Genomic DNA, 25,091 nt, shown 5'->3' with positions numbered 1-25,091 from the left:
GAAGGACCGCTCTGCGGAGTATTTCGGTCATCGCAGGAGTAGGCCTTCATCTGGTGCTGACGTCGACCGCGGAAAGTCAATCCAGGCGCATCGTCGACGTTGGCACCGCCAAGATCGAGGTTCTCGCGAAAGGCGAGGCAGTTCCGTGATCGTGCTCATTCCTTCCACCGGGCGCGGCTGCGCAGACCTTGACGGGCTCACAGCGGGTTTGGCGAAAGAGGGCTTGCGCGTCCTGTGCCCCGAGCCGCGTGGCATCGGCGGTAGCGTCGGTCCGATGACGAATGTCAGCTTCCACGACTTCGCAAGCGATATCGCGAGCGTGATCAAGCAGGAGGGCGGAGGGCCGGCTGTCATTGCCGGCCACGCCTACGGCAACTGGATCGCCCGCACGATGGCAGCGGATCACCCCGATCTCATCCGCGGCGTTGTGCTGATTGCGGCGGGAGCGAGGACGTGGCCGCCCGAACTCGGCGAGGCCATTACGACGATCAACGATTCCTCTCGGCCGGCAGCAACTCGGCTGAAGGCGCTGGAGCTTGCGTTTTTTGCGCCAGGTAACGACGCGTCATCGTGGCTCGAGGGATGGCACAAGGACGTGACCGAGAGCCAACGCGCCGCCCGCCGCCAGACCGCGCCGGAATCCTGGCGAACCGGAGGCGCCGCTCCGATCCTCGACCTGCAGGCCGAGGACGATCCATTTCGGCCACGAGGAACAGCCAACGAGTTGAAGGACGAGCTCGGAGACCGCGTGACCGTGGTGGTGGTCCCGAGAGCGAGCCATGCGCTTCCCGTCGAACAGCCTGCGGCGGTTGTTCGGGCGATCGCGACCTGGATGAAGGGGCTCTGACCAGATCCAGGCGAGCTGTTCCAGCAAAAGGACCCTGACTGCCGTCAGTCATTCGATCCTGTGCGCCGGATGCTGCGAACTCGCCGACGGTTGAATTCGCTGTCGACCTGTTCGGCATCGTCACGACCAGGTCGCGAATCCGATGCCGGTCCCGGTCCCTGCCGGCGTGCGATAAGCCGGGTAATACTCCGACCAATCGTTGGTCAGTCCCTCGGACATCGCCGCCGCCATCACCCAGTTGAGGATTTCGGAGGAGCCTGAATTCAACTCGTTGCGTGTCAGGCCGCGCAGCACCTGCGGATGCTTGCAGCGAATGGCGTTGAGCACCTTGCGGTCGAGCTGCTCGTCGACGACGAAATGGCTGAGGCCGCCGCTTGCGGCAACTGCGATGCGAAGGTTGCGCGGCGATTTATCGATGATGCGTGCCAGCTTGGTGCCGATGTCGTAGCAGCGCCGGGCCGTCGGCGCGTTCGGCGGATAATAGGTGTTGAGAAGCACCGGCACGACGGGGATGGCGCGTCCCCGGAACAGCCGCTCGATGATGAAGCCATAGGCATGGCCAAAGCCCGCCTTCAGCGGATCCTCGACCTTTGCAGCCGCTGCAACGTCGACATCCTCCTCGATGAGGCCGCGGATCAGTTCGAGCGCGAACTGCGGCTGGCCCGGGAAGCTATGCACTGCATCCATGGCATAGCCCTTCATCACGGTTCCGACCCAGCCCGGCGTCTGCGGCGTCAGGTGCTTCTCGTGCGTCAGGATCTCCTCGCCGTGGAAGATCGAGATCGCAGGCATGTTGGCGTGGCTGAATAGCTCGGCCTGATCGTCACCGATGATCACGACCACGTCGGGCGCAACGGCCGCGAGGCGGTCGGCGATCGAATCGAGGGCCTTCTGCGAGGCGGCCTCGATTTCGAGGAACTTGGCTTCGGTCGCCACATCGCCGTAAGGGGTGCCGTTTTCCTCTGCGAGATCGTCGTAGCTGATGAACCTGCCGTCGGCCAGGTTCAGTGCCTTGTTCTTCTTGTCGTCTTCCGCGCGCTCGCTCCAGCGCTTTCCTTCGAGAGCAAGCATCGGCGTATGCGACGCGGCAAAGCTGAACACGATTTCGGCCATCGGCAGTCCTCCCTGAATTAATTTTACCGTATGGACAGTATTGCACGACGCCATCGGGGCCGCAATCAGAACCGGGCGGGAGGGGGCCGCGAAAATCCGCTTGCAAGTTCGCCGCGCTTATATATACCAAGTGGACTAATTAATAATCAGGCCCATGGCCAGGGAGAGATCGCGCCCATGATCATCGACGCTCATGCCCATCTCGTCGCGCCCGCCTCGCTCTATGCGCATCGCAGCAACCTGGTCGTCGCGCGCGGTCAGTACGGCAAGTTTCCGGCGGCGATCTCCGATGCGGAGCTCGAGAAATCCGCCGCTCAGAACGTCGCGATCATGGATGGTGTCGGCACCGATCTGCAGGTGATCTCGCCGCGCCCCTTCATGATGGTCCACGGCGAAAACCGCTGGGAGGACGTCGTCACCTGGGCCGAGGACAACAACGACATCATCGCCGGCACCGTGAAGATGCACCCCAGGCGCTTTCGCGGGGTCGGCGGATTGCCGCAAGCCGTCGGTGCGCCCGTCGAGACGATGTTCGACGAGATCAAGCGCTGTATCGAGAAGCTCGGGTTCATCGGCGTCCTGCTCAATCCCGATCCGTCCGAAGGCATGGGGAAGAGCCCGACGCTGGCTGATCCGTACTGGTACCCGCTCTATGAATTCCTCAGCAAGCACGACATCCCCGCCCACATTCACAGCTGCGCCTGCTGCGGCCGGGAAACCTACGACGAGCATTTCATCACCGAGGAGAGCCTCGCCATCACCACGATCACCCGCTCGGACGTCTTCAAGCGCTATCCGACGCTGAAGCTCATGGTCAGCCACGGCGGGGGATCGGTTCCGTTCCAGGTCGGGCGCTGGCGGTCCAATCGGCAGATGGCGATTGCCGCCGGCCGCCTGCCAAAGGACACCGAGAGCTTCGATGCGAGCCTGAAGCGCTTCTGGTTCGACACCGTGGTCCACAACAAGAAGTCGCTGGAACTGCTGTTCGACGTGGTCGGGACCGATCGCTGCATGTTCGGCACCGAGCGGCCGGGCAGCGGCGGCGGCGTCGATCCGGAAACGGGTCGGCCCTACGACGACCTCAAGCCGGTGATCGAGTCCATTGCCGAGCTGACTTCCGCCGACAAGAAAGCGATCTTCGAGAGCAACGCACGCAAATTCTTCACCCGTCTCGACGTCTGAGCAGGAGAGGAGATCAGCATGAGTGCACGACGAAGCATCGAAGTCGAAGGGTTCAGCCATGGGGCCCAGCCGATTCCCGCCGGGGCGCGGGTCGGCAACATCATCATGACCGGCGGGGTTTATGGGCTCGATCCCGCAACCGGAAAGATCCCCGATGATGTCGGCCGGCAGGCCGAGCTGATGTTCGCGAACCTCAAGCGGATCATGGACGCAGGCGGCGCAAGCCTCGACCAGATCGTCAAGATGACGGTCTATGTGAAGGTGCCGGAGGCGCGCGGGGCCGTGAACACGCAATGGCTCGCCGCATTTCCGGATCCGGCGTCCCGCCCGGCGCGTCACACCTTCCAGAACGATCACCTGCCGGCCAACATGCTGGTGCAATGTGACGCCACGGCCGTCCTCGACGGTGCCTGAGGGTCGTGCCATGGACAGTCTGATCGCGCGGCTCGCCGCCCTCGACACCTGCGCGGTGTCGGACGCCCTCGACAAGCTCGGCCTTTCCGGCGCCGTGATCGGCATCTCCGCGCTCACCGGTCCGGCCAGGATTATCGGACGCGCGGTCACCACCAAGCTGGGTTCGCCGCTGCCGGGTTTGCCGAAACGGCATCTCGGTGCCGGCGCGGTCATGGCGTCGAATCCGGGTGATGTCATCGTCGTCGAGCATCGTGGCCGCACCGACGTCTCGGGTTGGGGCGGTCTGCTCAGCCGGGGTGCGGTGGGCCGCGGCGTCGCAGCCGTGCTGGTGGACGGCGCCTGCCGCGACATCGACGAGAGCCGCGCGCTGGGCCTGCCTGTCTTCGCGCGGGCCGCAGTGCCGGTGACGGCACGCGGACGCGTCGCCGAGCATTCCTGCCAGGAACCGATCACATTCGCGAACGTCGCGGTAAAGCCGGGAGATCTCGTGATCGCCGACGGCAGCGGAATCGTGTTCGTCGACGCGACGCGTGCCGAGGAGATCGTTTCGACCGCTGAAGACATCTACGCGCGCGAGCAGCGCATGGCAGAAGCCATCGACGCCGGCCGGTCGATCGGTGAGGTCCTGAGTGGCGATTACGAGGACATGCTGAAACGACAGGAGACCTGAATGTCCGAGATCGCTAGCGAATTGAAGGAGATCGGCACCACCACATTGTCCGATGCGCTCGATCGCCTTGGCATCGAGGGGCAATGTCTGGGCATCAAGCCGTTCGATCACCAGATGCGGCTCGCCGGACCTGCCTTCACCATCCGCATGCTGCCCGTTGGCGTCCATGGCGGCTCGGTCGGAGACTACATCGATGACGTCGCGCCTGGCCAGATCGTGGTGATCGACAATGACGCGCGGCTCGACGCCACCGTCTGGGGCGATATCCTCACCATGGTCGCCTCGCGCCGCGGCATCGGCGGCACCGTGATCGACGGCGTCTGCCGCGACATCGACCGCAGCCTCGAGCTCGGTTACCCGATCTTCGCGCGCGGCAACGCCATGCGCACCGGCAAGGACCGCGTCACCGCGGACGCCATGAACGTGCCGGTCCAGATTGCCGGCGTCCGGATCGCGCCTGGCGACTGGCTGGTCGGTGACGGCGACGGCGTCGTCGCCTTGCCGGCGACCCGGCTCGAGGAGATCCTTGCCACGGCCCGTCAGATCGCGGCCGCCGAGGCCAAGATCAGGGATGCCATCATGGCCGGCGAGCGCCTGGACAAGGTGCGCGAGCGCTTGCGTTATCACGCCCTGCAATCCAAGCTGGCACGCTGAGACCCTCGCGCGGTTGACAAATCCGGTGACCGGGCGGATAGCCTTTGATCGGATATGGCTTGCCTCGCGGGGATGCTTTGACAACGGATCTCACCAAGGAAACGCTCGACGAGGTCGTCAATCAGCGCCGCCGGCAGCAGAGATCGCTCGACACGCGGGAACGGATCCTCCAGGCGGCCTTTGAGGAATTCGCCGAACGCGGCTTCGAAGGCGCCTCGACACGCAACGTCGCGACGAAGGCCGGCGTCCAGCATCCGCTGGTGACCTATCACTTCAAGAACAAGGATGGGCTCTGGCAGGCGGTCGTGACGACGACGAGCTTCAATTTCGGTCAGCACTTCCAGGATCACCTCGCGGGAATGACCGGGAAGGACGAGCTTGCACAGCTCAGAGTGCTCCAGGAGCAGTTCATTCGCTTTGCGGCAGCCAACCCGAATTTCCACTGGTTGATGTCGCATGAAGGCAAGCGGGAGAGCGATCGGCTCACCTGGCTGGTCGAGGAGCGCGTGCGCAACTATTTCGACGTCGTGGCCAAGCTGATCCGGGTCGCACAGAAGCAGGGGCGCTACGTCGAGGGCGATCCCTATCATCTGCAATATCTGTTCATTGGGGCCGTCACGCGTATCTTCATGCTGTCCGCCGAAGTCCAGCAGGTGATGGGGCGCTCGCCTTTCTCCAAGAAGTTTGTCGACGAGCACGTCCGGACATGCTGTGCCCTGTTTTTCCGTGAGCCGGCTGAGGACATCAGGCCGGCCCGCGGCAAGCGCGGCAAGCGTTCTACCAGGCGATCGGCAGGCTCTTGAAGCCACGCACCATCAGGTGACGGACGCGCTCGGCCGTGGCGACGTCAATATCGAAGTCGCCCAGCGCCACGAGGAGGTCCGGCAGGATTGTGCGCAGCATGGAGCGGGTTGCGCTTGCGCCGAGGCAAACATGCGGTCCAAACCCGAAGCCGAAGTGCCGCACCTTGCCGCGTGTGATGTCGAAGCGGTCGGCATCGGCAATGGCCGTCTCGTCGCGATTGGCAGACGCATAGAGCAGAGCGATCCTCGCGCCCGGCGGAATGGCGATTCCCGCAATCTCGGTCGGTGCTGAAATCGTCCGGGCAAAGCATTGCGTCGAGGTGTCCCAGCGGACCGTTTCTTCGATGGCGGCATCGACCAATGACGGATCAGCCGTCACGCGCGATCGCTGATCGGGGTGACGCCAGAGCGCGTGCGTCAGGTTCGGCAGGAAATGTCCGATCGAGGCATTGCCTGCGAGCAGCACGGTCATCATGTTGGCGACGATCTCGGCGTCGCTGAGCGGCGCGCCTGCCGCCTGTGCCGCGATCAGGACCGAGAACAGGTCATCGTCGCGCTCCACGCGGCGCCGAGCCAGTTCTTCCGTCAACAGCGCAATGACCTCCGCTCGATCCTCCTCATCGAGCGCAGGACCCGCGGGACCAGTCTGTCCGCGAAACAACCGCTCCGAAAGCTCGCTGGCCTTCCGCGCTGAATCGGGTCCAAGACCGAGCATACGGCCGAGCGCTCCGAATAGCAGCGGACGGCTGATATCGGTGACGAAATCGCATCGGCGGCGTGGGCTCAGCACGTCCAGCCGCCGCGCGAGTTCGGCGCGGATCCAGGGGAGAGCCAGCTCGATGCGCGCCGGCGTGACGCCGCGGATGACGACGCGCCGCAGCTCGTCATGCCGGGGCGGATCGATCGATCCGAGCGTCTTGCCGACGCGAAGCCGTGAATCACTGAGCGCATTGCCGGCCGAGGACGAGAAAACATCCGGCCTCGCCAACGCATCCGCGACGTCGCGGTGCCTGCTCACGAACCAGAGATTCGTTTCCGGGCAGCGATAGGCCGGATGATCGGCCCGCATGCGCCGGTATGTCGGGTAAGGATCGTCGAAGAAACTGGCGCTGGCGAGATCGAGCTTGGTCATCGCAGCCTACCAGCGGATGGAGAGCTTGTAGAATCCGCGCGCCATCATGTGGGCGACCCGTTCGGCATTGGCGATCTCGAGCTCGTATTCGCCGAGCGCCGGCAACAGCGGCGTCATGATGGTCCGCATCATCGCACGAGCGGTGGGCGCGCCGAGACAAATGTGAGGACCGGAGCCGAAGCCGAAATGGCGGGTCTTGCCACGGTCGATGTCATAGGTGTCCGGATCGGGAATCACCCGTTCGTCGCGATTGGCCGCGCCGTAGCAGACCACCAGGCGGCTGTCGGCCGGGATCGTTACACCGTGCAGGGAAATCTCCTTTGTGGTCTGGCGTGCAAAGGACTGCGTCGAGGTGTCCCACCGAACGCCTTCGTTGACGGCCGCGTCGAGCTTTGTCGGATCAGCCAACAATTTCCGGCGTTCGCCCGGATTCCGCCACAGCGCATGAATGAGATTCGAGAAGTAGTGGCCGATGGAAGCGTTCCCCGCCAACAGGACCGTCGACATGTTGCCGAGAATCTCGGCGTCGGAAAGCGGCGCGCCGGCCTCCTGGGCCTCGAGCAGGAAGGAGAACAGGTCGTCGCTCCGGTCCTTGCGCCGGCGCTCGAGTTGCTCGCCTAGCACGGCGAACACGTCTTCCATCACCCCCGGCTTCGACACGGGACCCATCGCGTTCGGGGCGGCATGAAAGAGGTCTCGCGACAGTTCGGCCGCGCGGACCGCGGCGTGCCCGTCGAGACCGAGCATGCGGCCGAGCGCGGCGTACAGAATGGGTCGGCTGATATCGGCCATGAAATCGCATTCGCGGCGAACACCGAAATCGTGCAGGAGACGTTGCACGTCGCGCTCGATGGCGGGCTGCATCGACTGAATGCGGGCAGGCGTGAATCCCTTCATCACGACGCGTCGCAGCTCGTCGTGCCGCGGTGGATCTGTCGTGCCGAGCGTCTTGCCGATACGCAGCGGCGAATCGACCAGGGTGTTGCCGCGGGACGAGGAGAAGGTCTCGAAATCATTGAGGATGCGGGCGACGTCCTCGTTGCGCGTGATCACATAATAGCCGCTCGGCGCGTGCCGGTAGACCGGATGCTCGTCGCGCAGGATCTTGTAGGTGGGGTAGGGATCATTGACGAAGTCGCGGTCCTCGGGGTCGAAGCGAAAACCCATGCGGTCCTCCCGGTTTCTTGTCGTTGTCTCATTAAATATACCATATGGAAAAGATAATGAGCAAGCGGCGGTCGGTGCCGGCGGCCGTTTTCAGGCGGCGCGGACCGGCTTTCGGATTCCGACATATTGCTCGAGCGCATCGCGGTCTGCGGCGACTGCGCCGCTGGTCCCGGATCGCGCCACCAGGCCCCTTTCGATGATGATCGCTTGCTGCGCGAGAGCGAGCGCGAAGGCGGCATGCTGCTCGATCAGGACAACCGCCATGCTTTCGCTTTGCGTGATTCCCGTGATGCAGCGCGCGACATCCTGCGCGACGACCGGCGCGAGGCCCTCGAGCGGCTCGTCCAGCAGCAGAAGGCGGGGATTTGTCACCAGGGCGCGCCCGATCGCCAGCATCTGCTGCTCGCCCCCCGACAGTTGATTGCCGAAATTGGCGCGGCGCTCCCTTAGCTTCGGAAACAGTTCATAGACGCGGTCGAGCGTCCAGGCTCCCCGCGTCGCGGCGATCCGGAGGTTCTCTTCGACGGTGAGCGGCGCAAACACTTCGCGGCCCTGCGGTACCCAGCCGATACCCGTGCGACAGCGCAGGTAGGGCGGCATGGCCGTGATGTCGTTGCCGCCAAGACGAATCCGCCCCTTTCGCGGAGCGAGATGACCGGCGATCGCGAGCATCAAGGTCGATTTGCCGGCGCCGTTGCGCCCCAACAGCGCCAGCGATCCGCCACGCGCGATGGTCAGCGACAGGTCATGAATCACGACACCCTCGCCATAGCCGACGTCGAGGTTCTCGATCTCGAGCAGGGGCTCAGTCACTGCCGACCCCCAGATAGACACGGCGGACCTCGGGATCCCCGGCGATCTCGCCTGGCGTTCCCTCGCACAACACTGTCCCTGCGACGAGCACGGTGATGGTCTCGGCAAATCGAAAGACCAGGTCCATGTCGTGCTCGATGAAGAGAATGGCGACGTCACGAGGTAACGCCTCGATCGCCTGCATGAGTTCAAGACTCTCGCTGGCGGGAACGCCGGCGGCCGGCTCATCGAGCAGCAGGACCCGCGGCCGTCCGGCGAGCGCGAGCGCGATCTCCAGCAGGCGCTGGCGACCATAGGCGAGCTCCGCAGTGGGGCGCAGGCAGTCGCGGCCGAGGCCGACGGAGCATGCCAGTGCGAAGGCTTCGTCGGTGATCTCGGACTCCCGGTGCAGTGCCTGAAGCGGCCTGCCCAGGCGGCCATTGCGCCGCGCCACCGCCAGCATGACCGACTCCAGCGGCGACAGATGCGGAAACAGCGCGTTGACCTGGAACGTTCTGCCGAGTCCCAGCGCGACGCGCTGATCGGTGGTCAGCCGATTGATCGGCGTGCCCCCGAGCAGAATGCTGCCGCTGCTCGGCGCGAGCACGCCGGTGAGCAGGTTGATCAAGGTGCTCTTGCCCGCGCCGTTCGGCCCGATCAAGGCCTGGCGGCCGCCGGCCTTCAGCCTAAGGCTGACTTCGTTGGTCACCTTCAGGGCGCCGAACTGCTTGCAAAGGACCTTTGTTTCGAGCGCCGGCGCGGTCATCGCGGATGCCTCTCGCGCGCCAAATAATCCATGAGCTGCGTCAAGGCGCCGACCAGGCCGCCTCGCGCCGTCAGCACCAGCCCGATGAGGATGAGCCCGAGCCAGAACATCCAGTACACCGGGTTGAGCGCGGAGAGCACGTCGCGCGCCCAGATGAAAGCCGCAGCGCCAATGAAGCCGCCGATCAGCGTGCCGAGCCCGCCGACAATCAACATGATCAGGGCCGCGACCGATCGTTCGAAGCTCAATGTCTCGAGCGCGACGATCTGGGTGGTCTGCGCGAGCAATGCACCGGCCATGCCGGCAATGGTCGCCGAGATCGTGAAGGCGATCATCTTGCGGCGCGCGGTGGATACGCCAAGCATGGGAACGCGGTCGTGGTTCTCGCGTATCCCCTTCAGCGCGAGGCCTTCGGGTGAGTGGATGTATCGCCGGGCCGCAAGATAGAGCATGAAGGCGACGGCGTAGGCGTACCAGAATGCCGTCCGGCCGTAGAGGTCGAATTCAAACAGGCCGAGCAGCGGCCACATGTCGATGCCTTGCAGGCCGGTGTCGCCGCCGGTCAGCCACGGCATGCGGCTTGCGGCCTCGAACAGCAACAGCCCAATGCACAACGTCACCATCAACACCGCCGCGCCCCGCACCTTTGCGATCACGGAGCTGAACGCCAGTCCGAGTGCGCCGGCGGCCAGTCCGCCGACGAGAATACCGGAGAGCGGTTCGCCCCAGCCATGGGCGGCGAGCAGTCCCGCCGCATAGGCGCCGAGGCCGAAGAAGGCGGCATGGCCGAACGAGGCGATTCCGCCATAGCCCAGCAACAGGTCGAGCGACATGGCAAAGAGGCCGCCGATCAGTATCTGGGTCAACAGGACGAGCTTTGCCGGAAACAGAAAGTAGCCGGCCGCGGCCGCGATCCAGAACGCGACCTCGATGGTGGTCCACCGTGTGCGGCGGACAACCATCGCTCTTGCGAGGTCGAGCGTGATGTCGCTCATCGCGGGCGGCCAACGAGGCCCTGCGGCCGCACCGTCAACAGGGCAAGCGCAGTGGCGTAGATGATGAAGGCCCCGATCTCGGGCAGCAGGTATTTGCCGACGACGTCGATGATCCCGAACAGCATGGCCGCGAGAAACGTCCCGCGCAGCGAGCCGAGCCCGCCGACGCTGACGACGATCAATAGTTCGGTCAGGAACTTGATGGGAAAGTTGGGATCGAGCCCAAGCAGCTTGACGCTGAGCGCACCGCCGATCCCGGCCAGCGCCGATCCAAGGGCGAAGGCGAGGGCGTAGAGCTTGTCGACATCGATGCCGCACGATGCCGTCATCCGGCGGTTGAAGACGGCGGCCCTGATCTTGGCGCCGAACGTGGTGTGCTCGATGAGACGGACGAGCGAGACGAGCAGCACGAGGCCGGATACGATGAGGAACAGGCGGTAGCGGTTGAGGTCGACCGGTCCAAGGCGGAGATTGCCGTCGAGCCAGGCGGGGACTGCAATGGCCATCTGCTCGGGCCCGACGAGGTAGGTTGCTGCTGCGATGGCGACGTAGACGACGCCGATCGTGAGCAGGACCTGCTCGAGCTCGGATGCCTGATAGAGCCGCCGGAACAGGGTGCGTTCCAGGATCGCACCCGTCAGTGCCGCAGTTACACTCGCCATGACGACGGCTGCGAGGAACGGCCAGCCCGCCTTGCCGATCAGCAGCGCGGCGGTGTAGCCGCCGACCATTGCGAGCGCGGCATGGGCCATGTTGGCGAAGCCCATGAGGCCAAGCGTGATCGAGAGCCCGCCGGCCATCAGGAACAGCACGAACCCGTAGGCGATGCCGCCGAGCAGGATATTGACGAAGCCAAGCATCGTGCCACCTAGCGTGCCGAACCAGGATCCCTGACGTCGGGTGTCGATGCGAATTCGACGTTGACGATCTGCCCGTCGCGCTTCTCGACCTTTCGGAAATAGACCGTCTGGACGATCTCGCGGGTCGCCGGATCGATCGAGATCGGCCCGCGCGGACTCTCGAACTTCGTCTGTTTCAGAAGCTCCATGGTCCGGTCGGGAGTGAGCTCGCCCTTCTGGGCCTCGACCACTTGATAGATTGCCCTGAGAACGTCGTAGGCGACGACGGGCAAGAAATTCAGCGGACGGTCCGGCGCAACCGACTTGAATGCCTGGGCAAACTCTTTGTTGGCTTCGGACGGGTGGGTCTGCGTGTAGTGGAAGGCGGTGACCACGCCCAGCGCTGCGTCACCGGCTGCGGGGAGCGAGGCTTCGTCCGTGATATCGCCAATGCCGATGATCTTGGCAGGATCGAGCCCGGCTTCCTTGAACTGGCGAAGGAAAATGGGTGGCAGCTCGCCGGCGGCCATGAACACGAAAACGGCGTCGGGATTGGCGTCCTTGATCCGCTGGATGTAGGCGGAAAAGTCGGTTGCCTTGAGGGGCGCGCGCACCGAGCCGGCAATGGTGCCGCCAGCGGCCTTGAATTCGCGAATGAACATCGCTTCGGCGTCGAGGCCCGGTTCGTATTCGTGCACGAAAGTATAGACGGATTTGAACTGCTGCTTGCCTGCGTAGGCCGCGAGTTGCTGCGCCATCTCGGTTGTCGTGAAGCCGAAGCGGACGGCAAAGGGATGCTTGGCCAGGATCCCCGAGGTCGCTGAATTGACGATGAGGAGGGGGACTTTGGCCGATGTCGACAGCGGGGCGACCGCCATCGTGTTGGGCGTGTAGTCCATTCCCGCGAGGAAATCGACTTTTTCGCCCACGATCAGTTCCTGGGCCAGTCGCCGTGCGACGTCCGGTGCGGGGCCCGTGGTGTCGCGCTTGATGATCTCGATCTTGCGGCCGGCGACGGACTTGCCGAATGTCTTGAAGAACACCTCGATTGCCGCATCGGATGCGGCACCGGCGGCGGCGCCCGGACCGGTATAGCTCATGAGCCAGCCGATCTTCAGCGGCCGGTCCTCGGCGTGGGCCGAAACAGTGGCGGCGAGCAGCGCCGTCGCCACGATCACTACTCTGGCGATCATGCCGTCTATCCTCCCGGGACGTTATCGTGCTCGAAGTCTCTGGCGGACCTCTGATTATAAAATAGACCATATGGAAAAATTATTCAAGGCGAGAAAGCACCGTGATCACCGTGTCATCGCTCGCGGTCGTCAATCCGAATTTGCCTGGCGGCGCGGCCTATGGCCGGCATGTCTCCCCGTCGGCAAACCACCCCGCATCCCGTCAACCCCTCTCCGCAAAAATATTCTACTTTACCGAAATTCGGAAAGATCGTATGTCTCGCCTATCCCGGCTCATCCTTGAGGGGCGATCTTGTGGTCGTCATTTTCGTCATTGCTGCGAGCATCGCGCTCCGCTCTCGTGCCCCGGACGCAGCGCAACGTCTCTTTGACGGTGCGCTGCAGAGCCGGGGCCCATCCATCCGCATCGTGCCGTGTGCCACCTGGGTCCCGGCTCTGCGCAGCAACGCTTGCGCGTTGCAGCTTGTCCGGGACACAAGAGCGAAGGGCGGTAAATGTAGCTCCCCGCCCCCTCAGCTCCGATACCAGCTCGCCAGATTCCACGTCGTGACGTCCCAGCCGGAGATGTCGGCCATCAGGCTGTTGACGCCGGCGCCGACGATGTTGCGGGAGAGCAGCGGCAGGAACACGTTGGCCTCGCAGAACGTCTCGTCCACCTTGATCAGCAGCGCGGCGCGCTTGACCGGGTCGAGCTCGTTCTGCGCGGTCTTGTAGGCCTTGTCGGCCTCGGGATCGGACCAGCGCGAGATGTTGCGGCCGAGCCATTTGTTCTCCTTCGTCGCGATCTCCCAGGAGACGCACTGGTTCAGGAACCGCTCCGGATCGGGCTGCGGCTGCGTCGTGTTGTACATCTCCATGTCGGCATAGAATTTCGAATAGGTGTCGGGGTTGCCGACATCAGAGGAGAAGAACACCGAGGCGGTGACCGATTTGAGCTCGATGTCGATGCCGGCCTTCTGGCAGGCCTGCTTGATGATGGCCTGCGTCTTCTGGCGCGGCCCGTTGGTCGAGGTCTGGAAGACGTATTTGAGCTTCTTGCCGTCCTTCTCGCGGATGCCGTCCGCGCCCCTCTTCCAGCCGGCCTCGTCGAGGATCTTGTTGGCCTTGTCGATGTCGAACTCGTATTTCAGCTTGCCCGACTTGAACTGCGCGGGCTGGTTGACGAAGCTCGCCGTGGCGATGCCGCCGCGGCCGTAGATGAACTTCTGGATCGCCTCGCGGTCGATCAGGAGGTTGATCGCCCGGCGCACCGCGGGATCGGACAGTGTCGGGTGCTTCGTCTTGACGCTCGAACGCTCGCCGTCGACGTCGGTCCACGGGTCCGTCGTATTGAGGATGATGAACTCGACATTGCCGGACGCCGTGACGTCGACCTTGCCTTTGCCGCTCGCCTCCATGCGCTTGAGCACCTCCTCCTCCACCAGCAGGTTCCAGGCATAGTCGTATTCGCCGGTCTGCAGCACCGCGCGCGCCGCGGACACCGCGTCGCCACCGCCCTTGACCTCGAGCGTGTCGAAATGCGGCTGGTTCTTGATGTGGTAATCGGGGTTGCGTTCGGCGCGGATCATGTCGCCCGGCTTGAACTCGACGAATTTGTAAGGACCGGTGCCGACCGGCTTCAGATTGCCCGGTGCCTCGCGCGACTTGGCGCCGACATAGTCGCCGAAATGATGTTTCGGCAGGATCTGGCCGACCGAGCCGACGAAGGGATCGGCCCAGAACGGCGTCGGGCTCTTGAAGTTCACCTTGACGGTGTGGTCGTCGATCTTCTCGACCTTGATGTCCTTGTAGGACCCCGTGCTGTACGCGGCGGTCGCGAGGTCTGCAGCATAGACCCAGGTGAAGACAACGTCGTCGGCGGTGAAGGGTTTGCCGTCATGCCACCTCACGTCCTGCTTCAGCTTCCAGGTCACGCTCATGCCGTCCGCCGACAGGCCGCCGTTCGCCTTGGTCGGAACCTCGGCGGCGAGGCAGGGGATGAGGTTGCCGTCCCGGTCCCAGCCGGCGAGCGGCTCGAAGAAGATGCGCGAGGCGATCTGGTCCTTGGTGCCGATCGCGAAATGCGGATTGAGCAGGGTGGGCGCCTGCCAGAGCAGGATCTTCAGTGGGCCGCCGCCGCCGGCCTTGGTCGGCTTGTAGGCAAGCGTGGCGTCCGCCATCGCGACGTCGTTCCAGGCCAGGATCTGGCTCACGACCGGCGCCGCGACCCCGACCGCAGCCATTGTCTGCATGAACGAGCGTCGCGACAGCGTGCCTTGCTTCACGTCTGCGATCGCCTTGCGGATGTCGTGCTCGTTCATCGGATGATCCCCATTATTCCCAAGAAAAGTCGCCACCGGCCGTGGCGCACTCTAACTCAGGATTTGGGGCGCGGTGGAGTCAAAGATGTCGCGGGGGGAGTGCCATGGCGAGGTCGGGAAGGCGCGTCTGATGTTGGCGTGCGCCGGCGCGCCATGCTCTTGCATTCGCAGGCGCCGCCCATATCTCATTGGCCATGATGAAGTTGTCTCTCGTGGAAGATCAGGCAATCCAGGCGCGCATGGCGGCCATCGCGGGCGCGGAGACGTTCGATCGCCTGTTCGCCGGCATCCGGTTCGATGAAGTCGATGGCAGCCTGCTGTTCGCGATCGCGAGGGACGAAGACTGCGCCGCCGAGATCGAGGACGACTTCTCGCATCAACTCGCGATAGTGGCGACGCAAATTCTCAAGCAGAGCGTCGACGTGGTCGTGGTCCTGCCCAAGGTCAGGCAGTAGCGCACCGCGCGCGAATCAACGCCATCGGCTGCTTCAGCTTGACGATCGTGCAAACATGATGTCGAAGCCATCGCTTTCCATTGCGACCGTAAAACTGTAATGAGCTGTCTGGCGAGCCTGAGCGGACCGCGCGTCATTCGCGCGGGACGTTCCTTGAGCTTGTCACCAGTTTGACGAAATAAAGATGGATTCGACGTGGGGCCTGTCAGGAAAGCCCGCGCCTCCGCTGGCGCGACCAAGACAAAGAGCAAGGGCTTGAAAAGCCAGGGCTCAAAAAAACGGGCCTCGAAAAGCCGGGCCTCGAAAAGCCAGGGCTCAAGAAGCCAAGGCTCGAGAAGCCAAGGCTCGAGAAGCCAGGGTTCGAGAAGCCAGGGGCCAAAAAGCCAGGACTCCAAAAGCAAAGCCTCGACGCGTTCCGCGATCGCCTCCTCGTCGCCGCTCGGCATGCTGGCGCTGCATCTGCTCGAGCAGTGGGGCAAGTCCGGTAGCGACGGCCTCGTCTTCCTGTGCGACGACGAGAGCAGGGCGGAGCGGCTGGGCGGCGTGATCCACGCGCTCGATTCCTCGGTCGACGTGCTGGTGTTTCCGCGGCTGAACACGCTGCCGTTCGACGGCCTCGAACCGTCCCGCGAGATCGCGGGCCGGCGCAGCTCGGTGCTGCGGCGTCTCGCCAGGGCAAAGAAGCCGGTCTTCCTGGTGTCGACCGCGGAAGCCATCATGGAGCGGCTGCCGCTGCCGGCAAGCTGGTCGCGCACCAGCCTGAGCCTGAAGGTCGGCGCCGCCTATTCCGAGCCCGAGCTGGAGACGCGACTGGAAGCGCTCGGCTACGACCTCGACGAAGAGGCCGAGTATGCGGGCGGCGTCCTGTTCCATGGCAAGACGTTCGAAGTGTTCCCGGCCGGCGCGCTCGGTCCGTTCAGGATCGAGCATTCCGGCGAGACGATCCGCAAGATCGTCGCCGTCGATCCGATCGAGCACGAAGTCGTCTACGAGACCAGGGAACTGATCATCGACTCCATGTCCGAGCGGATCGCGCTCGGAGCGACGCGCGGACAGCGAGCGACGTTGCCGGATTATTGCGGTGGCGCGCGATGGGTCGTGGATGCCGGCGTGCTCGGACATGCCGATAGCTGGCTGGGCACGATCGAGGAAGCCGCGGGCCGCAGGGATGCGGAGCGCGAATATCTGGGGCGGGCGGACTGGAAGCGGCTGACGAAGCGCATCAGCGTGCTGCCGCGCAAGGCGGCCTTCATCTCCACGCCCGAGTTCTCGAAGCTGGCCTCGCCGCGCAAGGCGCTCCGCGCCTTCGTCGCCGACATGCAGCGCGCCGGATCGCGGTTGCTGTTCGTCGCGGCCGTCGAGGAAGACCTCCGCGCGATGGAGCGCATGAGCGGCGTCAAGGCGGAGCGCCTGTCCGATTGGAGCGAGGTGGCGAAGGCGCGGAGCCGCGACGGCGCGCTGCTGGCCGACTTCGACGCCGGCTTCATCGGATCCGGCCGAAAGCCTTTGGTCGTCGTGACCGCCTCCGACGTGCTCGGCAGCCGCGCGCATCATCCGCAGCCGATGGCGCGAGCCTGGAATGCGGCGTTCGACCATCCTGACGTGCCGGAGCGAGGGGCCGCCGTGGTCCATCTGCAGCGTGGGCTCGCCGTGCTCGACGGCCTGCAGACCCTCGATATGGGCAAGGGATCGCGCCGCGAGATGGTCAGGCTCAAATTCGCCGGCGACAATGCCGTGCTGGTTCCGCCCGCCGATCTCGCCTTGATCTGGCCATATGCGGGCGAGCCCGGCAAGCTGACGCGCGACAAGGCGGACGGCAGCACCTGGTGGGCGCGGCGCACCGAGGCGGAGGCGGAAATTCAGGTCGCCGCCAAGGCGCTCGCCAAGCATATCAGCCAGCGCCGCCGCCGCCATGCGCCCAAGCTGGTGCCGCCGGGGCCGAGCTACGAGAAGTTCGTCGCGCGCTTCCCCTATTTCACGACGCCCGACCAGGCCATGGCCATTCAGGACGTGCTCGACGATCTCGCCGCGGGCCATCCCATGGACAGGGTGATCTGCGGCGACGTCGGATTCGGCAAGACCGAGGTGGCATTGCGCGCGGCGGCAGCAGCGGCGCTGTCGGGCAAGCAGGTCGCGATCGCGGCGCCGACGACGGTGCTGGCCCGGCAGCATGTCGAAACCTTCCGCAAACGCTTCGGCCCTCTCGGGATCGAGGTGGGAAGCCTGTCGCGGGCCACCTCGGGCCCGGAGACGCGAGAGACCAAGGAAGGGCTGCGCAACGGCAGGCTGAAAGTCGTGGTCGGCACGCAGGCGCTGTCCGCCAAGGATGTGAAGTTCGCCGACCTCGGCCTCGTCATCATCGACGAAGAGCAGCATTTCGGCGCGGCGGAGAAGGCGAAGCTATCTGGCCTCGCCAAAGGCGCCCATTCGCTCTGGATGAGTGCGACGCCGATACCGCGCACGCTCGCTGCGGGCCTTGCCGGTTTCAGGGATCTCAGCGTGATTGCCTCTCCGCCGGTTCATCGGCTTCCGATCGTGACCAGGATCGCGCCGCTCTCGGACGCGGCCATTGCCGCGGCGCTGCTGCGCGAGCGGCGGCGGCATGGCCAGAGCTTCCTGATCTGTCCGCGCATCCAGGATCTGGAGCCGATGCTGGCGCGCGTGCAGTCGGTGGCGCCCGATCTGCGCATCGTCTGTCTTCACGGCAGGTTGCCCGTCGACGAGATCGACGACCGGATGATGAGCTTCGTCGATGGCGAAGCGGATGTCCTGCTCGCGACCAATATCGTCGAAAGCGGCCTCGACATTCCGCGCGCGAATACCATCGTGGTGTGCTGGCCGGAAAAGTTCGGTCTTGCGCAGCTGCATCAGCTCAGAGGTCGCGTGGGACGCGGCGGAACGCGCGCTTTCGCCCATCTGCTGACGGAATCCAACTCCGAGCAATCCGAGAAGCGTCTGGCGGTGCTGGAGGAGTTCAGCAAGCCCGGCGCCGGCTTTGCCATCAGCGAGCGCGACCTCGACCTCAGGGGCGCCGGCGATTTGTTCTCCGAACAGCAGTCCGGCCACGTGCAGGTGTTCGGGCCGGTGCTCTACAGTCATCTTCTCAAGCTGGCTTCAGAGCGAACCAGCGACACCGGCTCCGTCCTGTGGGTGCCAGATCTCAATCTGCCGGGCGCCGACATGCTGCCCGAGGGCTATGTGCAATCGGATGCGGTCCGGCTCGAGATCTATGGCCGCGCCGCCAGATGCCGGAGCGACGACGATCTGGAGGATTTGGAGGAGGAGATATCGCGCCGCTTCGGCAGGCTGCCGCCGGAGGCCCGCGACTTCTTCGCCGCCGCGCGACTCCGGATAGATTGCAAGCGACGCGGCATCGTCAGGCTCGACGTCGGGCCCGAGGCCGTTGCCGCGACATTCCTTCCGGGGCGATTGCGGAAATCCAAGGGGAAGTCCGAGGCGCGCGCGCTTCAGCGCGACGGCGATCGCGTCGTCTGTGTCGGCCGCCGCGAGGAAGACCTGTTCAGCCGGGTCGAGGAGTTCATGGATCTCCTCGACGCGTGAGGATCGGACGCGTGAGGATCATTCGGTCTGCTCGACCGCCGGCCGGATGACACGCGTCGTTCAGCGCTGTTCGGGACGCTTGGCGGGCGGCCCGCTCTTGCCGCCGGGCGCTCCCTGAATATTTGCCGGGTCCTGCGATTGCACGGCCGGGTTGCCGGTCGGGCTCGTCGCGCTCGATCCGACGGTTTCGCCAGGCTTGGCCGCCGGCGGTCCGCTCTTGTTGCCGGGCTGCCCGGCAATGCCGGCGCCCGAATTCTGTGCGCTCGGCGCGGACGAAACGTCGGGCTTGCTGGACTGCGCCCAGGACGCGGCTGGCAGGGCGAGTGCGACGATCATGAGTGCACCTGTGAACTTCATCTGCGTGTTCTCCGACCTGATGCCCCTTTGGCTCGAACGCTGATAGCTTGCGTGCGTTCCTGTCGTCGTCCGCTGGATGACGGCACTGGAACACCGCACCGCTGCAGCTGTTCCATTCCCACGCGCGGATCAGGAGAGCCGAATGAGCCATACAGTAGATCACCTTGCGGGCCTGCTCGGACGGGCGGCGATGGACGTGTGGGGAGATATGCCACGCGACATCCAGGAAGCGCTGTTCGAGACCGCCATGAAGGGGCGTGCGGCCGAGCGGGAAGACCTCGCGCGGCTGCTGCATGAGCGGCATCCCCGTACGCTTCATCCGGCGCGGCCGGGCTGAGGCGTCCGGCAGGAACGATCGCGCGAGCTCCTGATTGGTAAAGTGGGCGATGCGCCGCCGAACGGATCTCGGATCGAGGGCGGCGTCGCATCAGTCCAGCTTGAGACAACCTGTGAGTCGATCCGCGTGACTGAGATGAACATCGGAAAATGGTACGACCCGATCTCGCAGCGGTGGATCGTGCCGCGCGAGGCCCGCCCCGTCGCGGCCTGTTCGCGATCAAATGCGGAGAAGGTGCTGGAAACCGACGAGATGGACGAGACTCAGCGGATCTGGGACCTCTTGGTCGATTGCTGCGCCGGTGGATGACGAACGGCCGGATCGATGACGATTCATCCGGACTTCATCGCGCTCTGGTCGCAGCTCCCTCGCGCGCGCCGGACCGTATCGGACGGATACACGCCAAATGCGCAGCGGTACAAAGCCGCAAAACGGCCCATGTGGGTAAAGCCCCATTTCAACGCGACCTCGCTGACCGGAAGCAGATTCTCCGGTCGCGACAGCTCGTCGTGGATCGCTTCAAGTCGAATCTGCCGCAAATAGGCGACAGGCGTCGTGCCATGGATCTTTCGAAATCCCGATTGCAGCAACCGGCTGCTGACGCCGACCGTCCCGGCGATATCGGCGATCGTGAGCGGCAGATGAAGGTTGGCCCGCATATACTCGACAGCCCGCCGGACGTGACGGGGAGGCGCGGTGAGCTGGGAGCGGCTCAGCCGGTCGGTCAACCGGTGCGGGACATTTTCAAGGATGAGCTGGATCGCAGCTTCCGACAGCAGGGCGCTGGCCTTCGGAGAACGCGCCAGGATTCCGTCATACAATCCGGCCGTGCTGGTACGAACGAGCTCAAAAAGCATCTGCCCGGCGCTGGTCGACAGATCGACTGTCGGCGTCAAATTGAGATCTTCCAGTGCCGTGTTCCCGAACGTTGCAGACAACACCTTCGTGACCATGCTGGTGTGCAGCGTCAGCGTGACACTCGAATATCGTCCGTCCACGGCTGCGACGCGCTGCTCCTGGAGAGTGGGCAGCGATACGATGGCGATTTCCGAGGGCGTTCGCTGCACGCACTTGCCTGAAATGAGCATTTCCGCGTTGCCGGCATTCAGCAGGCTGAGCGCAAGCTCTCCCGACGTCTTCTCGTATGAATAGCGCCAGTCCCAGCCGGCGGATAGCTCCGCTCTCACGACGTCAATTCCTGCTCCGACTGCGACATCCGCATGCCAGCGAAACGCCTCGCCAGGCTTCGGCGCGGAGCGGGCATTGATCCCGTGAGGCCGGAGCAGTTCAAGCAATTCCTGAAACGAAGATCCTGATCGCGCGGGAGGGGCTGCGAGTATGTCTTCGACCATGCAAATCCCGATCGTTGGATTGTTGTCGTACGCGAACCGGTTGTGCTTCTTCTCAATATCCCATTGTCGAACGAAACGTCCAGATCGCGAAACGCGCCGTGAAAGACGGGATTTGATCTAATTCGTCGGCTTGCCTCGCGCGAAAGTTCCATGGGCATGGCTTGAGGCAAACGGATCATCCCCGGAGCCCGCCAGACGGATTGCGCTAGCCAGAATCCGAACGCTCCCATCCAGAATGCGACGGCGTCCATGGACTTGCGGCGCGTTTGGCCCAAATGCTTTCGAGCACCTCAAACAGGTTATGAAAGCATGCTTACAAGAACAATTTGCGCGGTCTCGCTGATGGCTTTTTCGTCGATGCCTGCGCTGGCCGACAGTTGCGCAGACCACTTCCAGCTCAGCGGCGTTCCCCTGGTGACGGGCACGACCAACAAGACCTGGATGATCTTTCCGTCGGTCAATCCGGCGGCTGCGCTCGACAATGTGTCCCGCGCGGTCATGGCCGAAGGCTTTGTCGGGGTGAACGTCGACAGGAATCTCGGGACGCTGACGACCCAGCAGGAAACGACCGGATCCGGCCGGCCACAAACGTTGCGCATCGTCGTCCGCAAGGAGGGCAAAGGCAGCCGGGTCGATGCGGTTTTCATCCTGCCGCCGGGACAAGTGGCTCCAGGCGTCAGCGACAACCTCTGTCGTGTCGTGAACGCCGCCGGTCGTTGAACTCCGTCTGTGTTGAACAAATCGGGCCAGGCGAGGACCTGCGCCCACAGCGATGAAGCAGGAAGTCCGATGCGAATCGATCATGTCTTGAACGTCGTCTTGATGGCCGCCGCCGGTGCTGCGGTGTTTCCAGCTGCCGCGAATGCCGCGCCGTTGTATGCCGGCGCGGGTAGCGCGGCGGCCCCGGTCGTGACCGAGAAAGTCTGGTGCCGCTACGGACCGTGCTATGACAACGGTGCCGGTGTCGGCGGACTTGTCGGCGGCCTCATCGGCGGCGCCATCGCGGCCGGTGCGGCCAACGCAGCCGCGCAGCAGGAAGCCGCCGCCGCCCAGCAGCACGCGACCGCATGCGCTCAACGCTACCGCTCCTATGATCCCGCCTCGAATACGTTCGCGGCAAAGGACGGCCGGCGCTATCCCTGCCAGTAACCAAGGCGCCGAGCGCCGCCGCGTGGGTGCTGGACCGCCGCCCGAGATGTTCAGGCGACGGTCCAGTGCGATCTAGGTGAACTTGGGGAAGTTCTAAGGCCGCGAGCAACGCTAACCCGGCCGGCGCAACTCCATCAAGTTTCGGAGTGTTGCTCCGGCAAGAGATTGATTGCCGCGGCCAGGAAACGGCCACACATGGATTGTTGGAAATGCCGGCGCATCACCGCCCGTTCGCAAGGGCAATAGCGGCCTCAACCGCATTCTCCAGAATCTCCTCCGACAATTGCCTGTCGCCCACGGCGCGCGACAATTGCAGCGCGCCCACCATCGTCGCGTAGATCGCGAGCGTCTTGCGGCGCCGCTCGTCCGCCGAACCCTCCGGGAGCTGCGCCGCCATCAGCGCGAGAAAGTCGGAGATCTTGGCGGTGAAGGCGTCGCGCGTCACCTTCGGATGCCGTGCGATCTCGGCGACGAGTGAAGCGGTCGGGCAGCCGGTGGCAGCGCGGTCGCGATGGCGCGGGGAGAGGTAGTCGCGGATCGTGGCCTCGAGCGCGACGCCGTTTGCGAGATTGTCCCTGTGCCGCTGCTCGCGCCGTTCCAGCGCATCGAGCAGCACGGCGCGCACCAGATCCTCCTTGGAGGAGAAGTGCGTGTAGAACGCGCCGTTGGTCAGGCCCGCCTCCGACATGATGCCGGCGAGACCGACCGCGGCGATGCCGCTCTCGCGGAATTGCGCCGAGGCCACATCGAGAATGTGCCGCCGCGTCGTGTCCCGGTGTCCCTTGTCGTAACGTGCCAATCCCGCCTCCTGCGACCTCGGCGTTCCCCGGCCACAAAATCGTGAGGCCCGACTCTATTGCATTACGATCATAATAATACATTATGACCATAATTCAATGGGGCGGTCGATGGGCCGTGCCTTCAGGGAACCAGAGGACCGAACCCATGTCAGTCGAGGATGCCGCCGCGCCGGCCCTGTCCGCCACGCAAATCGTGGCTCGCGCCGCCGCTCCACTTCGTCAGACAGCCGCTCCAGGCGCCGCTGCGACCTCGACCCCGGCTGAGCAGACGCGCGCCGCGCTGCTGACCGCTCCGATCCTCCCGACCCTGCTCAAGCTGGCGCTGCCGACCGTCACCGTCCTGGTGGCGCAGACCGCGGTGAACATCGCGGAGGCCTATTATGTCGGCTTCCTCGGCACCGATGCGCTGGCGGGCGCCGCGCTGGTATTCCCGATCTTCATGCTGATGACCATGATGTCGAACGGCGGCTTCGGCAGCGGCGTCGCATCCTCCGTTGCTCGCGCGGTCGGTGCGGGCCGTCGCGCGGACGCCGAGGCGGCGCTGTTTCATGCCGTGGTGCTTGCGATCATTGCCGGCGGCGTATTCACGCTCGGCGTGATCCTCGGTGGCCCGCACCTCTATCGCGCCCTCGGCGGCACCGACGGTGCGCTCGCGGCCGCGACCACCTATTCGAACTATCTGTTCGCCGGCGCCATTCCGGTGTGGATCGTCAATCTCCAGGCGGCGGCGCTGCGCGGCTCCGGTAATGTCAGGGTGCCCGCGCTGGTGACGCTGGTCGGCGCGATCGTGACCATTCCGGTCTCGCCGGCGCTGATCTTCGGTCTGGGACCGATCCCGCGCCTTGGCATCGGCGGCGCCGGTGTCGCCTTCGGCCTTTATTACGGCGCGGCGATGCTGTTCCTGCTGCGCTACATGGCTTCGGGCGCGACCGGCCTGAAGCTGCGCATCGTCCCGATGCGCGCAAAAATCTTCGCCGACATGCTGAATGTCGGCATCCCCACCGCGTTCAATGCGCTGCTGACTAATCTCACGGTCATTCTCGTCACCGGCGCGGTCGGCCTGTTCGGCACGTCTGCCCTGGCCGGTTACGGCATCGCCTCGCGGCTCGACTACATCATGATCCCGCTGCTGTTCGGGATCAGCACCGCGACGCTGACTATGGTCGGCGTCAACATGGGCGCGGGCCAGACCGCGCGGGCGCGCAGGATTGGCTGGATCAGCGGCGTCGTCGGCATGATCATGACCGGCACGATCGGCCTTCTGGTCGCGATCTTCCCGACGGTCTGGCTCCATCTCTTCAGTCACGATGCCGGAGTGGTGAGCGAAGGCACGACCTATTTGCGCATCGTCGCACCGGCCTACGCTGCGCTCGGCTTTGGCTTCGTCGCGTCCTTCGCCGTCCAAGGCACCGGCCGCGCCATGGGCCCGCTTGCGTCCTCGGTCGTACGCATCCTGATCGCGGCCGGCGGCGGCTGGATCGCGGTCGCAGGCTTTGGCGCGGGAATGGCGGGGCTCGCCACCATGGTCACGGCGTCGCTTGCCGCCTACGCCGCGATCTGCGTCCTGATCATGATGTCGCCGTCGACCTGGCATTCCCGGTGAATTCGGCTCACCCGGTGCTGGCGACACCGATCGCCAGCACCGACATCAGGAACACGTTCGTCAGCAGCTCCACCGCCGTCTTCGGCTGAGCCAGCCAGCGCGCGACCTTTTCGGTAAAGGTCAGGGTGGCATCGCCGAACATCGGCGCGCTATTGTGCCGGAAGAAGCGCGGAAACTTCGGTGCCAGCCAGGATGTCACCAGCCCGTGGAAGGTTGCGGCGAGTACGATGAAGATGGCGGCACCGTAGCGTTCGCCGATGATTTCCGAGGCGGCCACGAGCTTCATCATCAGCACGACGCTGGAATAGAGCGGCACACCCTGGACCAGGGCGTAAAGCACGACGCATTCGAGCCGGTTCTGGACGGCGAGTTTCGGAGCGGCGAGGGCGGTCATGGCTGAACTCCTGGCTGATCGTGACGCCAATCTCGCTCCATGGGCGCCGTCTTGCCGTGATGCATCTCACGCTTGCGCAAGCCACCGTCGGCGCCGCGAATTCGTTTCCCGTTTCGTGCCGAATGGAGAAAGGCTCGCCCGCCCAGCCAGCCAATATGGATTTCCATTTCATTGATTTCGCTCCGCGGAGAAGCGAATACGGTTCCAATCATTACC

Annotated in this window: 26 protein-coding genes and 1 pseudogene; 14 read left to right on the top strand and 13 right to left on the bottom strand. The window is 64.5% G+C overall.

What is annotated here, in order from left to right; translation table 11 throughout:
- Positions 1 to 145: 145 nt before the first annotated feature.
- Positions 146 to 847 (top strand): alpha/beta fold hydrolase, encoded by a 702-nt coding sequence (locus RAD15_RS17555; protein ID WP_458179393.1) that lies wholly within the window; start codon positions 146 to 148, stop codon positions 845 to 847.
- A gap of 120 nt (positions 848 to 967) precedes the next feature.
- Here RAD15_RS17555 and RAD15_RS17550 read toward each other — a convergent pair whose 3' ends face one another.
- Entirely contained in the window at positions 968 to 1,960 is a 993-nt protein-coding gene (locus tag RAD15_RS17550) for a DODA-type extradiol aromatic ring-opening family dioxygenase (protein WP_458179392.1), read from the bottom strand.
- 177 nt (positions 1,961 to 2,137) lie between these two features.
- Here RAD15_RS17550 and RAD15_RS17545 point away from each other — a divergent pair, with 177 nt between their 5' ends.
- From RAD15_RS17545 to RAD15_RS17525, 5 genes are all read left to right on the top strand, one after another.
- Positions 2,138 to 3,142: an amidohydrolase family protein gene (locus RAD15_RS17545; protein ID WP_458179391.1), complete on the top strand. Its 1,005-nt coding sequence runs from the start codon at positions 2,138 to 2,140 to the stop codon at positions 3,140 to 3,142.
- A gap of 18 nt (positions 3,143 to 3,160) precedes the next feature.
- Positions 3,161 to 3,556 (top strand): RidA family protein, encoded by a 396-nt coding sequence (locus tag RAD15_RS17540; protein ID WP_458179390.1) that lies wholly within the window; start codon positions 3,161 to 3,163, stop codon positions 3,554 to 3,556.
- 10 nt (positions 3,557 to 3,566) lie between these two features.
- Positions 3,567 to 4,226, top strand: a complete 660-nt coding sequence (locus RAD15_RS17535) for an RraA family protein (RefSeq protein WP_458179389.1) — start codon at positions 3,567 to 3,569, stop codon at positions 4,224 to 4,226.
- Positions 4,227 to 4,880, top strand: coding sequence for an RraA family protein (locus tag RAD15_RS17530; RefSeq protein WP_458179388.1), 654 nt, complete (start codon positions 4,227 to 4,229; stop codon positions 4,878 to 4,880). It abuts the gene before it with no gap.
- A 77-nt stretch (positions 4,881 to 4,957) separates the two neighbouring features.
- Positions 4,958 to 5,683 (top strand): TetR/AcrR family transcriptional regulator, encoded by a 726-nt coding sequence (locus RAD15_RS17525; RefSeq protein ID WP_458179387.1) that lies wholly within the window; start codon positions 4,958 to 4,960, stop codon positions 5,681 to 5,683.
- Here the strand turns inward: RAD15_RS17525 and RAD15_RS17520 are convergent.
- The 7 genes from RAD15_RS17520 to RAD15_RS17490 form a co-directional block, all read right to left on the bottom strand.
- Positions 5,658 to 6,815 carry a cytochrome P450 gene (locus RAD15_RS17520; RefSeq protein ID WP_458179386.1) on the bottom strand — a complete coding sequence of 386 codons (1,158 nt, stop codon included), beginning with the start codon at positions 6,813 to 6,815 and terminating at the stop codon, positions 5,658 to 5,660. The two genes, RAD15_RS17525 and RAD15_RS17520, sit on opposite strands and share 26 nt — an antisense overlap.
- Before the next feature lie 6 nt (positions 6,816 to 6,821).
- Positions 6,822 to 7,982, bottom strand: coding sequence for a cytochrome P450 (locus RAD15_RS17515; protein WP_458179385.1), 1,161 nt, complete (start codon positions 7,980 to 7,982; stop codon positions 6,822 to 6,824).
- Positions 7,983 to 8,072: 90 nt separating this feature from the next.
- Positions 8,073 to 8,795 (bottom strand): ABC transporter ATP-binding protein, encoded by a 723-nt coding sequence (locus tag RAD15_RS17510; RefSeq protein WP_458179384.1) that lies wholly within the window; start codon positions 8,793 to 8,795, stop codon positions 8,073 to 8,075.
- Positions 8,788 to 9,540, bottom strand: a complete 753-nt coding sequence (locus tag RAD15_RS17505; protein ID WP_458179383.1) for an ABC transporter ATP-binding protein — start codon at positions 9,538 to 9,540, stop codon at positions 8,788 to 8,790. The genes RAD15_RS17510 and RAD15_RS17505 overlap by 8 nt, the downstream gene beginning before the upstream one ends.
- Positions 9,537 to 10,535, bottom strand: a complete 999-nt coding sequence (locus tag RAD15_RS17500; RefSeq protein WP_458179382.1) for a branched-chain amino acid ABC transporter permease — start codon at positions 10,533 to 10,535, stop codon at positions 9,537 to 9,539. Before RAD15_RS17500 ends, RAD15_RS17505 begins: the two co-directional genes overlap by 4 nt.
- Positions 10,532 to 11,395 carry a branched-chain amino acid ABC transporter permease gene (locus tag RAD15_RS17495; protein ID WP_458179381.1) on the bottom strand — a complete coding sequence of 288 codons (864 nt, stop codon included), beginning with the start codon at positions 11,393 to 11,395 and terminating at the stop codon, positions 10,532 to 10,534. Before RAD15_RS17495 ends, RAD15_RS17500 begins: the two co-directional genes overlap by 4 nt.
- Positions 11,396 to 11,403: 8 nt before the next feature.
- On the bottom strand, positions 11,404 to 12,567 hold the full coding sequence (locus RAD15_RS17490; RefSeq protein WP_458179380.1) for an ABC transporter substrate-binding protein: 1,164 nt from the start codon (positions 12,565 to 12,567) through the stop codon (positions 11,404 to 11,406).
- 83 nt (positions 12,568 to 12,650) lie between these two features.
- Here RAD15_RS17490 and RAD15_RS17485 point away from each other — a divergent pair.
- Positions 12,651 to 12,731 (top strand): annotated as a pseudogene (locus RAD15_RS17485) (3-oxoacyl-ACP reductase); the annotation flags it as partial.
- A 348-nt stretch (positions 12,732 to 13,079) separates the two neighbouring features.
- Here the strand turns inward: RAD15_RS17485 and RAD15_RS17480 are convergent.
- A complete protein-coding gene (locus RAD15_RS17480) occupies positions 13,080 to 14,867 on the bottom strand; it encodes a peptide ABC transporter substrate-binding protein (protein WP_458179379.1) in 1,788 nt (595 codons plus the stop codon).
- 212 nt (positions 14,868 to 15,079) lie between these two features.
- Between RAD15_RS17480 and RAD15_RS17475 the strand changes: the two genes are divergently transcribed.
- Complete coding sequence (locus tag RAD15_RS17475) at positions 15,080 to 15,322, top strand: hypothetical protein (protein WP_458179378.1); 243 nt, start codon at positions 15,080 to 15,082, stop codon at positions 15,320 to 15,322.
- 444 nt (positions 15,323 to 15,766) lie between these two features.
- Entirely contained in the window at positions 15,767 to 18,883 is a 3,117-nt protein-coding gene (locus tag RAD15_RS17470; protein ID WP_458179377.1) for a DEAD/DEAH box helicase, read from the top strand.
- A 60-nt stretch (positions 18,884 to 18,943) separates the two neighbouring features.
- Here the strand turns inward: RAD15_RS17470 and RAD15_RS17465 are convergent, their stop codons facing one another.
- Positions 18,944 to 19,240, bottom strand: a complete 297-nt coding sequence (locus tag RAD15_RS17465) for a hypothetical protein (RefSeq protein ID WP_458179376.1) — start codon at positions 19,238 to 19,240, stop codon at positions 18,944 to 18,946.
- 142 nt (positions 19,241 to 19,382) lie between these two features.
- On the opposite strand from RAD15_RS17465, the gene RAD15_RS17460 reads away from it, so the two are divergent.
- Both RAD15_RS17460 and RAD15_RS17455 read left to right on the top strand, forming a co-directional pair.
- Complete coding sequence (locus tag RAD15_RS17460; RefSeq protein WP_458179375.1) at positions 19,383 to 19,577, top strand: hypothetical protein; 195 nt, start codon at positions 19,383 to 19,385, stop codon at positions 19,575 to 19,577.
- Positions 19,578 to 19,703: 126 nt separating this feature from the next.
- Complete coding sequence (locus tag RAD15_RS17455) at positions 19,704 to 19,886, top strand: hypothetical protein (protein WP_458179420.1); 183 nt, start codon at positions 19,704 to 19,706, stop codon at positions 19,884 to 19,886.
- A gap of 23 nt (positions 19,887 to 19,909) precedes the next feature.
- Here the strand turns inward: RAD15_RS17455 and RAD15_RS17450 are convergent, their stop codons facing one another.
- On the bottom strand, positions 19,910 to 20,530 hold the full coding sequence (locus RAD15_RS17450; RefSeq protein WP_458179374.1) for a helix-turn-helix transcriptional regulator: 621 nt from the start codon (positions 20,528 to 20,530) through the stop codon (positions 19,910 to 19,912).
- Between the two features lie 756 nt (positions 20,531 to 21,286).
- Between RAD15_RS17450 and RAD15_RS17445 the strand changes: the two genes are divergently transcribed.
- Both RAD15_RS17445 and RAD15_RS17440 read left to right on the top strand, forming a co-directional pair.
- Positions 21,287 to 21,649 (top strand): hypothetical protein, encoded by a 363-nt coding sequence (locus tag RAD15_RS17445; RefSeq protein ID WP_458179373.1) that lies wholly within the window; start codon positions 21,287 to 21,289, stop codon positions 21,647 to 21,649.
- 69 nt (positions 21,650 to 21,718) lie between these two features.
- Positions 21,719 to 22,078 carry a BA14K family protein gene (locus tag RAD15_RS17440; RefSeq protein ID WP_458179372.1) on the top strand — a complete coding sequence of 120 codons (360 nt, stop codon included), beginning with the start codon at positions 21,719 to 21,721 and terminating at the stop codon, positions 22,076 to 22,078.
- A gap of 220 nt (positions 22,079 to 22,298) precedes the next feature.
- On the opposite strand, the gene RAD15_RS17435 is transcribed toward RAD15_RS17440, so the two are convergent.
- Positions 22,299 to 22,877 carry a TetR family transcriptional regulator gene (locus RAD15_RS17435; RefSeq protein ID WP_458179371.1) on the bottom strand — a complete coding sequence of 193 codons (579 nt, stop codon included), beginning with the start codon at positions 22,875 to 22,877 and terminating at the stop codon, positions 22,299 to 22,301.
- A 146-nt stretch (positions 22,878 to 23,023) separates the two neighbouring features.
- On the opposite strand from RAD15_RS17435, the gene RAD15_RS17430 reads away from it, so the two are divergent.
- Positions 23,024 to 24,481 (top strand): MATE family efflux transporter, encoded by a 1,458-nt coding sequence (locus RAD15_RS17430; RefSeq protein ID WP_458179370.1) that lies wholly within the window; start codon positions 23,024 to 23,026, stop codon positions 24,479 to 24,481.
- A gap of 7 nt (positions 24,482 to 24,488) precedes the next feature.
- Here RAD15_RS17430 and RAD15_RS17425 read toward each other — a convergent pair whose 3' ends face one another.
- A complete protein-coding gene (locus tag RAD15_RS17425; RefSeq protein WP_458179369.1) occupies positions 24,489 to 24,875 on the bottom strand; it encodes a hypothetical protein in 387 nt (128 codons plus the stop codon).
- Positions 24,876 to 25,091 lie beyond the last annotated feature (216 nt).

This window comes from Bradyrhizobium sp. 14AA (genome assembly GCF_054185205.1).
The sequence above is the reverse complement of the archived record's forward strand: the minus strand, read 5'-3'. Positions and strand labels throughout refer to the sequence as shown.